This window comes from Kordiimonas sp. SCSIO 12603, assembly GCF_024398035.1.
Classification (GTDB): Bacteria; Pseudomonadota; Alphaproteobacteria; order Sphingomonadales; family Kordiimonadaceae; genus Kordiimonas.
Window position 1 is genome coordinate 2,905,001 of record NZ_CP073748.1, and the last position, 13,207, is coordinate 2,918,207.

Consider the following 13,207-nt stretch of genomic DNA (forward strand, 5'->3'; position numbering starts at 1 on the left):
AACTAATTTCATGTTTTTTGAAAAAACCTGATTTTCGCGTTTAAACACCTAAAAACTTTACGAATATTTCAAAAATACGCGCTCAAACGAAGCTTCCTTAAGCTAGCTTTTGTGAATAGTCGAATGAATCGGAGAATCTATGTTATTTTGAGGATAGAACGAGTCTGAAACTGTTCAGTTAAGTGCCTGATGTATGTGAATCGCCGCTACTGCTTTTCAAGCTTCTTCTGTGCATCCCGTAGCATAATCTGAAAAGTGCCATGGTCCTTAAACTCTTGCGCGGTCCACATAATAGATTCGTTAAACTGTTTCTCGAAAAGATAAGGTCCTGTACCACCTGTCTTAGCCAGCGGATGAAAAGCTCCGCCAGACACCTCAGGCCTATAGTTCTTATTCCGGCCAGGAACAAAGTAGCGGTATATCCCCTCAAGAATCTGAGTAGGCTTCGAAATGGTTGGTCTTGCATCGTATGAAACAAGAGGCCCGCTATCGGTAAGACTGTTATGAACCAGTGTTTCATCAAGCCCTAGCGCTGCCCTAGCTGCCTGCCCCAGAAAGAGGCGCCGCTCATAATCATCCATCAAGTGCCCAGACCGGTCTTTCCGCAATGCCCCAAGCATCCAATCAGCGGCAGATAAAACAGAACCGTCTTCCATCAGGATATAGTTGTTCCCAAGCGCTTTGAAGAATTCCTTTTCATTTTTAATCTCTTCAGGCTTTCGCATGATCGCTTTAGGCACAACGGGCACTTGAAGAGGAGTGCCTGGAATATGGGATTGCTCGGTATGTTTTGAAGGCTTCTTTACTGGCTTTTCATCTTCGACATCCTGCGCATGAAGAACCGGTGTGCATATATGTATATATAATAAAGAGTAACAGAGAGCTTTTACTGCTCTTCTCCCTACACCCGCTCTAAGCCCTGAATAGCCATTGCTCATTATGATGAAACCCCCTAATATGGCCACAAATCGATAAGCATTTATCGTAAAACAATAATAATTATGCAAGTGAATAAGGCAAAAAATGGACAACATTGGCAGAAACTTATTAGCCCTGAGAATATTGATCGTCATTTTGGTATCAATGATGTCCATTCTACATGTGCTTTACTGGCTCTATCCCTCCAGTTTGAGCGAAGTAATAGCTACTCACGAGCTTGTTGACCAATATGGCGGCTTTGAGCGCCTAGATACTCAACAACGTGCACTAGCTTTTACAGTTACCCTAGCTTCGGTTGCCCTTTTGTGTTGGTCAATGATTCTTATCTACCGATTGTCTCTTCAAATTGGTAACCATGAATGGTTTAGCGCTCTAACAGAAAAGCTTTGTCTGCAACTGGGGAAAACACTGTTCTTTTACACGCTCGCACGATTGATGGAGAATACTTTACTGATCCTCGTCTTAACGATGAACAACCCTGAAGGCGAACGCACCTTTGCTCTTACTGTTTCTTCAAGCCAAGTTGTGATCTTGATACCTGCTTTTCTTGCGATTATTGCTGCTCAGGTAGTGAAGGCTGGCCGCCTTCAAAAAGAAGAACTTCAGCAGATCATCTAGGGATAACACATGCCGATCATTGTAAAACTAGATGTTATGCTCGCCGAACGTAAGGTTAAATCGAAAGATCTAGCCTCAGCTGTGGGTATTACCGAAGCCAATTTAAGCCTTCTTAAATCCGGAAAGGTAAAAGGCGTACGCTTTGCTACACTTGAAGCAATCTGCGATTATTTAAACTGCCAACCGGGCGATATTCTCCGATTTGAAAATGACAAATGAGATTTATTTAAGTGCCTAAAAAACTGAAGATACTTTATCATCACCGCATTGCTGCTCAAGATGGGCAGAGCGTTCACATTCATGAACTGACAAAAGCATTTAAAGCACTTGGACATGAGCTGATATTTGTCGGCCCCTCTCTGCGCCCCAAAGAATTTGGTGAAGAGAATAAGTTTCTCGATCTTGTACGAAAGGTTTTACCTCATTTCGCTCAGGAATTTCTGGAGCTACTATACGGTAGGCATGCCTATAAAAAACTAAAACAAGCATACGAAGAACATAACCCCGATGTGCTCTATGAACGGCATAACCTATTTCTCACCGCAGGTTCCAAATTAAAGCGAAAAACAGGCATTCCTTATCTCGTTGAAGTGAATGCCCCACTTATGGAAGAACGGTCTAGATATAACGGGCTTCACCTCAAAGGCATCGCTGCGAAAATGGAAGAAGATACATGGCGTGCTGCCGATATGAACTTTCCAGTATCCAACGTGCTTGCCGATAAATTGCGGGAAAAAGGTGTAAGGGAAGATCAGATCACCGTAATGCATAATGGCATCAACTATGAAGATTATGAGAACATAGATCAAAACGCCATTCGCAAACGGTATGGGCTTGAAGGAAAAACAGTACTTGGTTTCACTGGCTTCCTGCGAGAATGGCATAAACTGGAAAGAGTGGTTGAGCTTATTTCCAATTTCAGTGAAGAAGAAAGCCCTCACTTACTTGTGGTTGGCGAAGGTCCTTCCGTTGCTACCTGTAAGGAATTAGCAGCAACACTCGGTGTAAGCCACCGAGTGCATTTCACTGGTTTCGTAAAAAGAGAAGATATTCCAGAGCATCTGGCGGCTATGAATATCGCCTTACAACCAGCTGTAACAGATTATGCCAGTCCATTGAAAATTTTCGAATATATGTATTCAGGGCTCGCCATTATCGCCCCTGATCAGCCAAATATTAAAGAGATACTGACTGATCAGGAAAATGCGCTTTTCTTCACACCCGGCAATTTCGAACAAATCGAAGCACTAATCCTAAAACTTGTGGCAGATAAGGAACTGCGGGACCGCATTGGTAACAACGCCAAAACAACCATCCCTGAAAGAGGCTATATTTGGCAGGAAAACGCAGTCCGCATTGCAGAAATTAGCGAACGTTTAATAAAAGCCTAAGCGGTACTGATATATTCCTTAAGGGCATCTGCTTCCTGCTTGGTCTCTTCCATCTGAACTTTCACCACATCCCCGATGGAAATAATCCCAACAACCTTTTCACCGTCCAGCACAGGGATATGGCGAATACGGCGCTCTGTCATCATTTCCATGAGATGACCAACGGAATCATCACCTGTGCAGGTAAACACGGATTTGGTCATTAAACTTTCAACAGGATCTGCAAGCACAGAACCACCTCTTATAGCGAGGCCTCGCATAATATCACGTTCGGAAATAATTCCCGCTAGTTTCCCTGATGATAAAATAGGTATCGCACCAATTCGGCGCTCCCCTAAAAGTTTTGCAACATCTAAAACAGTACTGTCTACGCCAAGCGAAATTACGCTTGATCCTTTAGTCTCCAAAATTCGGCTAACATTCATATAAATCCCCTTTTTGTTGATAGCGGAGGATAGTGTTGCGCTGATGCGCTAAACCATTATGCACTTTTTTAGCGAAATACGCAAAACCAGACTAGAAAATGAAACATTGGCAGCGATCAGAAAGTCTCTTTTCATCACCCTTGGTCTGCGCTATGAAGTTTTGGGGCAAAATTCGGGACCAACGTATTGATTTTACGTAAGGGGAAGTTATGTCTCGGATTTTTTTCAAGAAAGCCGGACAAAAACCGTCTATATTTTCTACACTTGGTCTCATCTTGATGATCATGACCATTCTGGTGTTTGTAAGTGCAGGGCCAATTCTCGGGGTCTGGCAAAACGACAGCATGTCACCAAATGACTTTTTTGATTTGAGAATCAAATTATTAGATTTGGATCAAAAGCTTCTTATTGCAGGAAGCTTCCTCACTTTCTTTGGTATCCTACACGGCAGGTTCAGTTCAAGAGTTCGAACGAGTTGGCGCGGCATTTCAGCTGCGCTTCTGGCTGTCACCGTGGCAGCAACCATGTGGCAGGTTGATCAATCAATCCGGAAGTCCCCCATTCTGCATGATATAACAACAGATATAAGCGATCCCCCATTTTTCACGACACTTGCAGAAAGAATCTATGAAAGTAATTCACCAGAAGACTTTGTCGGTAGCAGGCTTTCAGCAAATTATGCCCAGCTACACACCTCAGCTTACCCCTATATTCAGCCCGTTATTAGCCCGCTGGATAAATCAGGTTTGTTTGATAAAGCACAACTGGCGGTCAAAAAATGTGGATGGGATATAGCTGCTTTAAATGCACAAACTGGCCATTTAGAGGCCGTTTATACGTCTCCATGGTTCAGGCTGAAAAGTAATGTCGTTATCCGCGTGCGCGAAGATGCCGCAGGTAGTAAACTTGATATCAGGGCCACTTCTGCATTAGGGCTAAGTGACTTTGGTATTAACGCCGCCCTTATTGAAGAGTTCAAGGAAGCACTCAATAAAGAAATCTCATAGGGCGCAAATGAAAGCTGTGAGACTATGCTCCAAACTATCCTGAAAATTGTCGCTGCCTGTATTGTGGTAAGCGTCATTACACACTTTGGCATTATCTATTTCACAGAGTTTGAAATGTCCATTCACGGTCATATTGCTATGGGCATTGGAATTTTATTCACTTATGGTGTCGGTGCTGGCTTGATGGCTCTTTTGTTTTTCTCTAACAAACATGGGCATGATGATGAGGTCTACTCATCATCACAGGCTAAGGAAAACAGTGACGATCAATAATTGAGGTAAAAGCGTGGATACAGGAAGCTTCGATGAATTCCTATCTCTGGTAAAAGAAGTTTGGGAAAATGGCCTATACGGCGTTGATATTGGCCATATTGTAGTTGCAGTTTCTATTCTCGCCCTATTTCTTATCTTAAGAAATCTGCTTACACGCTTTTTCATCAACCGCATTAAAAGCTTAGCCAGCAAAACCAAAACGGATCTGGATGACACCGTTGTAGATGCTCTTGAGCAGCCTATTCGTTTCATCCCCGTTTTGCTTGGCATTTTCTTCGCAATAAGCTCCTTAAATTTGGATCAAGAATCTTCTGAATTTGCCTCTAACGTGAATAGATCTTTAATCGCGTTTGTTATTTTTTGGGCGCTTTACCGAGCATCAGACCCTGTCAGCGAGCTTTTGCAAACCGCAGAACGTTTCTTGACCCGCTCAATGATAGAATGGTTATCAAAAGCTATTAAGCTGGCTTTTGCTTTACTCGGCGGTGCTACCATTCTGGAAATTTGGGGCATTCAGGTTGGCCCGCTGATCGCTGGCCTTGGCCTATTTGGCGTTGCTGTCGCACTTGGTGCGCAAGACCTCTTTAAGAACCTGATTGCAGGCTTATTCATCATTGGCGAGAAACGCTTTCATCCTGGGGACTGGATTTTGGTATCAGGCGTTGTGGAAGGCACTGTTGAACACATTGGCTTCCGTACAACTACCGTAAGACGCTTTGATAAAGCGCCGGTTTATGTACCAAATGCCTCGCTTGCAGATTCAGCTGTAACTAACTTCTCCCGTATGACCTTCCGCCGCATTAAATGGCTGATTGGCCTTGAGTATAGCGCTACAGCCGAACAGCTTGAAGCAGTACGAGCGGGCATCGAAGAATATCTGGATAAAAATACAGCGTTCGCGCGTCCTGAAGATACAGCAACCTTTGTACGTATTGATCGTTTCTCTGACAGCTCTATAGACATCCTCCTTTACTGCTTTACAAACACAACAGACTGGCTGGAATGGCTCGCTATCAAAGAAGGCTTGCTGCTAGAAATAAAACGCATAGTAGCTAGTGCAGGAACGGACTTTGCGTTCCCAAGCAGAACCCTTTATTTAGAAGCTATGGGCGATGACCTAGAAGTCGCGCCTCTACATGGTTCTAAATAAGGAAGCAAAGCTTTGACTACAGATAGACGTGTAACAATCCGCGCCATCCCGCAACCGTCAGACCTGAATGTGAATGGCAACATTTTTGGCGGCTGGGTTCTCTCACAAATGGACCTTGCGGGTGCTGACGTAGCTTCAAGCCGTGCCGGAGGTAACGTAGCAACTGTTGCGATTGAAGGCATGACATTCCACTGCCCCATTGAAGTAGGTGATGTGATCAGTGTGTACGCTGAGATTACAAAAATTGGCCGCTCGTCAATCACTACAAATATAGAGGTATTCGCGGAACGTGGTCCGCAGCGCGACATCCACAAGGTAACTGAAGGTGTTTACGTATTCGTTGCAGTTGATGACGAAGGTCGCCCACGTAAAATCGGCTAATTTCTATTTTATAGGTTAGTAACTTTAAAGGGCCTCTAAAGGCCCTTTTTTTTGATACAAAACTTAAACAATTACATTTAGTTCTGCTTAGGTTGATCAGCCTCTTTTGGCGGGCTTTGCTCTATCTGGATACCAGATTTCTCAACGACAGCCGTACATCTCTTTGCAATAACATCTAAAAGCAAACGGTTCTCGGGAGAAATTTCTTCACGTGACAACTGTGCTGAGAGTTCAAGATACTTGTCAAAATCTAACCGTTTTTGAAATTCACTGATGGTACATTCGCAGAGCATCTTACAAACCTGTTCCCCAACTTGTTCAAGACACCCGGTTTCACAACGTTTACGGTCAAGCTCAAGAAGTTCTTGAGGGATTTTACTATCTTTGGCGGATTGCGCCATCACACTTGCAGATGTTGCCAGTGAAATAACGAATATCGATGCTTTTAAAATCCGCTTCACGCCCTTGCTCCCAATTATTTGACCGATTGCCTCTCGACAATTCCACATATCACTTCCATATAGTGGCCTAAAGTTAGAATTTAAAAAAGGGTCAAAATAATGGCAAAAGCAACTTTTGGAGCCGGATGTTTCTGGGGCGTCGAAGAAGTTTTTCGAACGCTGGACGGCGTTGAAGAAACCCTTGTAGGCTATATGGGCGGCTCTAAAGAGCGTCCAACATATAAAGAAGTATGTACAGATACCACCGGCCATGCCGAAGTAGTGGAAGTAACGTACGACGCTGATAAAGTTAGTTTTGATACGCTCGTAGACGTTTTCTTCAACAACCATAACCCAACGCAGCTAAATATGCAGGGGCCTGATGTTGGTTCACAGTACCGTTCTGTTATTTTTTACGCAGATGACGCTCAAAAAGCAGCGGCTGAAGAAGCTAAAGCGGCCCTTATCGCATCGGGCCGTTTCAAAAAAGAAATCGTAACCGCTATTGAGCCTGCGGCCACTTTCTGGGCAGCGGAAGAGTATCATCAGAAATATTTGATGAAACGCGGCATGAGCAGCTGCCATATTTAAACTGTTAACTTTCAGTTTTACGGTATTTCAGGATATATGGGTTCGCTTGTTGGCGAGCCCATTTTTTATAATCTAATCCAACAGGCGCAAGCTCCAAGGCCTTCACCTCTGCTTCTTTTGCTTCTGCATCTCTATCAAACTGTACCTTTAAGAACTCCGCCAACATCATCCAGCCTTCAAAGCTGTCTGGCGCCAACATGGTAGCCTTTTCGAGTGATTGTTCCGCAGTCGTTACATCTTCGCCGGTTAACCACAAAAACCGCCCATATAAACGCCAAGCTTCTGCGCTATCTGGCTCTAGTTCCAACGTTTTCTCACACAACTGCCTGGCTTCAGCTTCACGGCCCTGTACATAACGAATAAGCGCTAAGTCAGAATATACAGTGGAACAATCATGATCATGCTTTAATGAGGTAAGGATAGCTTCTTCTGCATCTTCCATATTGCCTTCATCATAAAGCAGAAATTCACCATATTCATGCCAGTTCCAGTGTGTCTGGCTTAAATCCAGCCCACTTCGAAATAGTTGCTTCACCTCGTCAGGTGCCCCACCAATATAACGAAGACAACAAGCATAAAGAGAATGTGCGAACCCTACGTCTGGATACGCAATCCGTAACCGTGATGCATATTCAAACGCTTCATTATACCTGTACATAGAAAGATATAAGACCGAGAGTTCAGCTACCGCTGCAATCTCTTCAGGTTCGATTTCAAGCACAGCTTTATATATAGTTTCCGCTTCAGCATATTGTTTGAACTGATGATGATGAATATTGCCAATCGCAATACGGCACCAAATATCTTCAGGCTCAATTTCTATAGCTGTTTCAAAATGCTTAAACGCCAAGTCATACTCACTCATATGATCTGACAGAAGATAACCCAGTTCTTTATGTGCCCAGTAAAATTCTGGTTCCAGTTCAAGGGCCTTTTCAAAAGACTTGCGAGCAGCACCTAATTTTCCCAGCGAAGTATATGCTTCACCAAGTTTGGCCCAACCCAGTTCAATGTCAGGCGAAATTTCTGTTGCGTTTTTTAGATATTCTACCGCTTCGTCCCACCGTTTCAGATCGCTACCAAGCAGCACACCTAATCGGTAATTTAAATCACTATCATCTGGGGCAAACTGCAATGCATGCTTATAATTTTTAGCTGCTTCTTGATAGTTCCCTATCTTCTCATGATAAAGCGCACCTAAATAACGCCGAGCCGTAATATCCTTTGGGTCATTCTCAATAATCGCTTTGTAATGCCCTTCAGCCTTATCAAAGGTTTTTTCACTTTCTTCAAAGTGCAAAGCAAGCTTATAGCGAGCCGGAGAATGATCCCGTTCAATTTCTACCAAACGCTCTAGAAGCTGTATCGCCTTGGATTTTGCATCAAGTTGTTCATCATAAAGAGCCGCCAGATGAAACATGGATGCAGTATCAGTATCATCGAGCTTTAGCGCCCTTTCAAAAGACGCTTTGGCCTCTTTAACTTTCCCACCAATGGCATATTGAACATAACCCAAATGGAAAAATGCCCATTGATATCCCGGCAATAATCTTGTTGCTTCTTTAAGCGCTTTTTCGGCCTCCACGAAATTTTCGCTCTGGCGGTAAAGCGACCAACCAAGCCAGCCATGATAATATGGTTCTGTTGGGTCAAGTCTAATCGCTTCTCGTAGGTACTCTTGCCCTTCCGGAACCTTCCCAAGAAAGTCAGCGAGCATGATGCCTAACTTTCCCCAAGCCCAGTCATCCGTTGGGTCTTCCTCTATTGCCCTTCTAAACGCAGTTTCAGATGCTTGGTAGTCATGCAAATGAACACTCAGCAAATGGCCATATTGGCTCCAAACCCAAGTGTCAGAGGGGTCTATCTTAAGAACATATTCCCAATATTCCTTCGCTTCTTTCCAGCGTTCTGCAGCTTCCGAGGAACGAGCGGCCGCTATGTATTTATCTTTATCCCCCAAAGCAGCAAGCTGAGGAATACCTGGGCCTTTGTCAGCATTTGTCGGTGCGGAAGTTTCTCTATCACTCAAAGCATCACGAGCGATGATCGAGTTTTGATCAGATGGATCATATTCAAGAGCACGGCTATACGCCTGCGCCGCTTCTGCTCGCTTACCAGGAACGGCAGATAAAACATCACCAAGGGCACGCCAAGCCGGCGCATATCGCGGAGCAATAGCAATTACCGCCCTTGCTGTATTTTCAGCTTCAAGAAGCTCATCATCACGAAGCTGCTGCTCCGCCAGCATGATAAATTCCTGTGCTGATTTTATAATATCTGCTAATTCTGCCATAAGGCTATGCCGTTTAACGACGAAAAGGCTAAAACACGAGTCTTTATTGTATTTTAGCCTAAAATATTAGGCTGCTTTATTTTTACCTGCGCAGGATCTACAGGTGCCGTGAAGTTCCAGCGTTTGACGCTGAATTTGGAATTCAGCTTTTTTTGAAGCAAATACAACCGCTTGTGACAACTCTGGACTCGTTACTTCTTCAACATTTTCACATGCATCACAAATCAAAAATTGGCTAACATGCCGATCACCAGCATGTGGGCACCCTATATAGGCATTCAGCGATTCAATTTTATGCACCAAACCTTCTTCCATTAGAAAATCCAGAGCACGGTAAACAGTCGGCGGTTTAGCAGAGCCACCTTCATTCGCAAGTTGATCTAAAAGATCATATGCCTTTACTGCTTTATGTCCCTTCCATATCATAATCAGAATGCGACGCCGAAGATCGGTAAAGCGCGAACCACGTTCCGCACAAATTTGTTCTGCTTTTGCAACTGCATTATCAATGCAAACATCATGATCGTGTTTATGAGACACACTATTTTCCTTAGCTAGTTCTCTTTAACATTAACTAAGTATTTGGCAGGTTTCCAGCATTCTGTTCATCAACTTTTGAAAATCCTCTAATTCAGGTGGGAACTGCCACCTGAGAATTGTGAGTTTGCAACGATATGTGCACGTACATCGCTAATTAGTTTATCCAATTCCAATTCTGCAATTGCAACTTCATCTGGATTTGAAGAACCAAGTCGAGGCATGATTTCCGCCATACGTTTAATATGAGGCGTTCTCCTACCTATGAGCTGCGAAAAAGCAATATCAGTCTCATCAACCAGATACGGCTCAGCCTCATCATGCAGACGATTAGCATCTACTATCTCCATGGCACCTTTTGGCACATGATAATAATTTAAAGATTTGTGGAGACTTGTATCATCAAGAAACATTTTATAGGCGATTAACTCACCCCATTCTGTACGCTTGGGCAACCCAAGCGGCACAACCTTGATGCCACATTCAAGTACACGCGGCAGGAAAAAGCTATCATTGATACCTGTTATATAATTTATGCCTTTACTTCGGGCATAAGAAACCATTGCACAAAACAGTAAGCCTTTAAGCGGTATTCCATCTTTATTATATCGAGAATTACTAGACACAAATACCCGAGACATCTCCCAAGCATCCGATTGAGCGGGAGCTTCCTCTACACTGCAAAATGCTTCATATTCATTTTTAAGAAGATGTGGCTTTTCAGTCGGCACCAACCTTAAGCCAGCCTCCAATTCACCATCGGGTCCTAGCGCTACAAGATAGATAGTTCCTTCAGCATCATATGCATCTTTTTCTCTTCCATCAGCACTTCCCCAATGCCGAATTTTGCGACCTTCCACATACAATTTATGGCGCATACAATACATATGATCGAACAATTCTTTATATTCATGCTGTTTTTCAAAAGGAATAATTTTAATCATCTAAATACCAATATAATAAACTTGAAACATGCGCGCGTCTAAAGGGTGATTAAATTTCGCCTAGCAGCTTCTTCTACTGCTTGCGCACGCGTGGAAACACCAAGGCCATTAATGGCTCTGTTAATCTGAAAATTCACTTCACCTTCACTAATACCCAGTAGGTGTGAAATCTCCATGTCACTTTTCCCTAATGCAATACATTTGATGCATTCGAGTAGGTTATTATTCCCTCCTTTTCTTTCATTGTTGTTAATACGTTCCAAAGCAGCCTGATGAAAAAAGGCAACCGTACCTAAAGCCCTAATGGTTTCCGCAGATACATCCGGTTGTTCACCATAAACTACTAAAACGGTGATTGATCCTTCCGGGCCGTGAATTGGCGCGATAAAACCATCTTTACCATCAAAGAAATGCTGAGTTTTTTCCAAAAAACGCTTCGCAAGAGGCGATGCATCAACATGCTCTAAAAGAGTGTTCCACGTAAACGGATATCGAGTATGAAACCGCTCCCCCGTTTCTTCGCCGTAATGAAGTATTTCCTGTTCTGCATGCTTGGATAACCATGCCTGATCTGCAGCCATTGCAGGATTTACTATTGAGGTACCTAAATCATCAGGCGTTACTATTTCAATATACGTCGATTGTTCATACCCAAATTCACGAAGCAGTTTCGCAAAAATACTATCAATTTCATCTGTATTTTTTGCATTCTGAATTAGGCGAATAATATCCACCATCTGCGTATCAATAGACGTATCTTGCATAAACTTAGCACCCCAAACACTATGTTATGCTTGAAGTGCACAAGATCAGACACTTCAAGCAATATGGTTTCTCTTTCACCCAAAAAAGAAACACGTCATAGAAGCAATTCGCTAATTACCTTCTGCCATAATATCCATCACAGCGAGAGTCATTGCTTCTACTCCTTGTGTAATAGTAGCCTGATAATCGGGCTTAAAGAAAGGTGAATGTAAACTTGGTAGCTTTTTTTTGCCTTCGTTCGCTGCTTTTACATCCTCTGGATCTGCAGCTCCTACCCAAAACATGAGACTTGGAATTCGGTCTTCCGTGCGCCCATAATATGCGAAGTCTTCTGCCCCCATGACTGGAGATGACCAGATAACACGATCTTCTCCGAATTTCTTAGTCATTGCCGCATGTATTTTGCCGGTAAAATCAGGTTCATTATATGTCGCAGGTGTTCCCTGACTGTATGTTACTTCAGGCCATAGATCTTCAGGCAATCCAATTGACATAGCCTGCGCTTCTGCAATTCGTTTGATACCTGTCAGCAAATTTTCTCTCACCTCATCGGTGTAAGACCGAACCGTTAACTGCAAATGGGCACCATCAGAAATAATATTATGCTTGGTACCTGAATGGAAAGAGCCAACCGTTACAACACCTGAATCAAGAGGTGACGTTTCTCTGGATACTAATGTCTGAAGCGCTGTAACAATCTGCGCGCCAAGTACAATGGGGTCTTTCGTTGTATGAGGATAAGCCCCGTGCCCACCAATCCCTTTAATAGCAATATCAACGCTATTAACATTGGCAAGCGCAAAACCTTGGGTCATGCCAACGGTTCCTGATGCCATTGCAGAGCTTACATGTAGCGCGATATTATAATCAGGCTTAGGAAAACGTTCAAAAAGCCCATCTTCAAGCATTGCCTGCGCACCACCCACAGTTTCTTCCGCTGGCTGGCCAATAAACACCAATGTGCCTTTCCATTGATCTTTCAATCGAGCAAGCTGCCTGGCGGTTCCAATGAAAGAAGTCATATGAATATCGTGGCCACACGCATGCATCACACCAACGGTATCACCTGCTTCATTCACCCCCATCGCTTTACTGGCAAATGAAAATCCGGTTTGTTCTGTTACAGGCAAAGCATCCAGATCAGTTCGTACAAGCACCGTCGGCCCATCACCATTTTTCAAAACACCAACAACACCGACACGACCAACCTTCTCAGTCACCTCGAAACCAATTTCACGCAGTTCCTTTGCTATGCGTTCAGCGGTATTGAACTCTTTGAAAGAAAGCTCAGGATTACTGTGCAGATGTTTATATAGACTATCCAGGTAGCTATAATCCTTTTGAACGGCGCTTGAAACATCATCCGCTGAAAGTGCAGAAGTACCGAGAAGAGCACATACAAGTGCTGCTTTTATTTTTTTCATTTTCCTACCCCTTATTCTTGTAATTTTGA

Annotated in this window: 16 protein-coding genes; 8 read left to right on the plus strand and 8 right to left on the minus strand. The window is 43.4% G+C overall.

The window, feature by feature from the left end; genetic code table 11:
- Positions 1-206 precede the first annotated feature (206 nt).
- On the minus strand, positions 207-938 hold the full coding sequence (locus KFE96_RS13530; RefSeq protein WP_255833090.1) for a hypothetical protein: 732 nt from the start codon (positions 936-938) through the stop codon (positions 207-209).
- Positions 939-1,086: 148 nt separating this feature from the next.
- On the opposite strand from KFE96_RS13530, the gene KFE96_RS13535 reads away from it, so the two are divergent.
- Genes KFE96_RS13535 through KFE96_RS13545 form a run of 3 tightly spaced genes read left to right on the plus strand, consistent with a single transcriptional unit; the run spans position 1,087 to position 2,948 of the window.
- A complete protein-coding gene (locus KFE96_RS13535; protein ID WP_255833091.1) occupies positions 1,087-1,557 on the plus strand; it encodes a hypothetical protein in 471 nt (156 codons plus the stop codon).
- Positions 1,558-1,566: 9 nt separating this feature from the next.
- Positions 1,567-1,776, plus strand: coding sequence for a helix-turn-helix transcriptional regulator (locus KFE96_RS13540; RefSeq protein WP_247015977.1), 210 nt, complete (start codon positions 1,567-1,569; stop codon positions 1,774-1,776).
- Between the two features lie 11 nt (positions 1,777-1,787).
- Complete coding sequence (locus KFE96_RS13545; RefSeq protein WP_255833092.1) at positions 1,788-2,948, plus strand: glycosyltransferase family 4 protein; 1,161 nt, start codon at positions 1,788-1,790, stop codon at positions 2,946-2,948.
- On the opposite strand, the gene KFE96_RS13550 is transcribed toward KFE96_RS13545, so the two are convergent.
- The gene (locus KFE96_RS13550; protein ID WP_247015981.1) at positions 2,945-3,373 is read right to left on the minus strand and encodes a CBS domain-containing protein; all 429 of its coding nucleotides are present in this window, start codon (positions 3,371-3,373) and stop codon (positions 2,945-2,947) included. The genes KFE96_RS13545 and KFE96_RS13550 overlap by 4 nt on opposite strands.
- Positions 3,374-3,582: 209 nt before the next feature.
- On the opposite strand from KFE96_RS13550, the gene KFE96_RS13555 reads away from it, so the two are divergent.
- Genes KFE96_RS13555 through KFE96_RS13570 form a run of 4 tightly spaced genes read left to right on the plus strand, consistent with a single transcriptional unit; the run spans position 3,583 to position 6,184 of the window.
- Positions 3,583-4,380: a DUF1499 domain-containing protein gene (locus KFE96_RS13555; protein ID WP_255833093.1), complete on the plus strand. Its 798-nt coding sequence runs from the start codon at positions 3,583-3,585 to the stop codon at positions 4,378-4,380.
- Positions 4,381-4,404: 24 nt separating this feature from the next.
- Positions 4,405-4,653, plus strand: coding sequence for a hypothetical protein (locus KFE96_RS13560; RefSeq protein ID WP_255833094.1), 249 nt, complete (start codon positions 4,405-4,407; stop codon positions 4,651-4,653).
- A gap of 13 nt (positions 4,654-4,666) precedes the next feature.
- The gene (locus KFE96_RS13565; protein ID WP_255833095.1) at positions 4,667-5,803 is read left to right on the plus strand and encodes a mechanosensitive ion channel family protein; all 1,137 of its coding nucleotides are present in this window, start codon (positions 4,667-4,669) and stop codon (positions 5,801-5,803) included.
- Positions 5,804-5,815: 12 nt separating this feature from the next.
- Positions 5,816-6,184 (plus strand): acyl-CoA thioesterase, encoded by a 369-nt coding sequence (locus tag KFE96_RS13570; RefSeq protein ID WP_255833096.1) that lies wholly within the window; start codon positions 5,816-5,818, stop codon positions 6,182-6,184.
- A gap of 77 nt (positions 6,185-6,261) precedes the next feature.
- Here the strand turns inward: KFE96_RS13570 and KFE96_RS13575 are convergent, their stop codons facing one another.
- A complete protein-coding gene (locus tag KFE96_RS13575) occupies positions 6,262-6,645 on the minus strand; it encodes a hypothetical protein (protein ID WP_255833097.1) in 384 nt (127 codons plus the stop codon).
- 99 nt (positions 6,646-6,744) lie between these two features.
- Here KFE96_RS13575 and msrA point away from each other — a divergent pair, with 99 nt between their 5' ends.
- Entirely contained in the window at positions 6,745-7,215 is a 471-nt protein-coding gene (msrA, locus tag KFE96_RS13580) for a peptide-methionine (S)-S-oxide reductase MsrA (RefSeq protein WP_255833099.1), read from the plus strand.
- A gap of 4 nt (positions 7,216-7,219) precedes the next feature.
- On the opposite strand, the gene KFE96_RS13585 is transcribed toward msrA, so the two are convergent.
- The 5 genes from KFE96_RS13585 to KFE96_RS13605 all read right to left on the minus strand — a co-directional run bounded on the left by KFE96_RS13585 (position 7,220) and on the right by KFE96_RS13605 (position 13,178).
- Positions 7,220-9,508 (minus strand): tetratricopeptide repeat protein, encoded by a 2,289-nt coding sequence (locus KFE96_RS13585; protein ID WP_255833100.1) that lies wholly within the window; start codon positions 9,506-9,508, stop codon positions 7,220-7,222.
- 66 nt (positions 9,509-9,574) lie between these two features.
- Positions 9,575-10,048, minus strand: coding sequence for a transcriptional repressor (locus KFE96_RS13590; protein WP_255833101.1), 474 nt, complete (start codon positions 10,046-10,048; stop codon positions 9,575-9,577).
- An 86-nt stretch (positions 10,049-10,134) separates the two neighbouring features.
- Positions 10,135-10,989, minus strand: a complete 855-nt coding sequence (locus tag KFE96_RS13595; RefSeq protein ID WP_255833102.1) for an acyl-homoserine-lactone synthase — start codon at positions 10,987-10,989, stop codon at positions 10,135-10,137.
- Positions 10,990-11,027: 38 nt separating this feature from the next.
- The gene (locus KFE96_RS13600; RefSeq protein ID WP_255833103.1) at positions 11,028-11,753 is read right to left on the minus strand and encodes a LuxR family transcriptional regulator; all 726 of its coding nucleotides are present in this window, start codon (positions 11,751-11,753) and stop codon (positions 11,028-11,030) included.
- A 111-nt stretch (positions 11,754-11,864) separates the two neighbouring features.
- Positions 11,865-13,178 carry an amidohydrolase gene (locus KFE96_RS13605; protein ID WP_255833104.1) on the minus strand — a complete coding sequence of 438 codons (1,314 nt, stop codon included), beginning with the start codon at positions 13,176-13,178 and terminating at the stop codon, positions 11,865-11,867.
- Positions 13,179-13,207: the final 29 nt, after the last annotated feature.

Excerpts from the sequence above, each read along its gene's own strand:
- KFE96_RS13530 (WP_255833090.1), bottom strand. The coding sequence starts at position 938 with ATGAGCAATGGCTATTCAGGGCTTAGAGCGGGTGTAGGGAGAAGAGCA.
- KFE96_RS13535 (WP_255833091.1), top strand. The coding sequence starts at position 1,087 with ATGTCCATTCTACATGTGCTTTACTGGCTCTATCCCTCCAGTTTGAGC.
- KFE96_RS13540 (WP_247015977.1), top strand. The coding sequence starts at position 1,567 with ATGCCGATCATTGTAAAACTAGATGTTATGCTCGCCGAACGTAAGGTT.
- KFE96_RS13550 (WP_247015981.1), bottom strand. The coding sequence starts at position 3,373 with ATGAATGTTAGCCGAATTTTGGAGACTAAAGGATCAAGCGTAATTTCG.
- KFE96_RS13555 (WP_255833093.1), top strand. The coding sequence starts at position 3,583 with ATGTCTCGGATTTTTTTCAAGAAAGCCGGACAAAAACCGTCTATATTT.
- KFE96_RS13560 (WP_255833094.1), top strand. The coding sequence starts at position 4,405 with ATGCTCCAAACTATCCTGAAAATTGTCGCTGCCTGTATTGTGGTAAGC.
- msrA (WP_255833099.1), top strand. The coding sequence starts at position 6,745 with ATGGCAAAAGCAACTTTTGGAGCCGGATGTTTCTGGGGCGTCGAAGAA.
- KFE96_RS13585 (WP_255833100.1), bottom strand. The coding sequence starts at position 9,508 with ATGGCAGAATTAGCAGATATTATAAAATCAGCACAGGAATTTATCATG.
- KFE96_RS13595 (WP_255833102.1), bottom strand. The coding sequence starts at position 10,989 with ATGATTAAAATTATTCCTTTTGAAAAACAGCATGAATATAAAGAATTG.
- KFE96_RS13600 (WP_255833103.1), bottom strand. The coding sequence starts at position 11,753 with ATGCAAGATACGTCTATTGATACGCAGATGGTGGATATTATTCGCCTA.
- KFE96_RS13605 (WP_255833104.1), bottom strand. The coding sequence starts at position 13,178 with ATGAAAAAAATAAAAGCAGCACTTGTATGTGCTCTTCTCGGTACTTCT.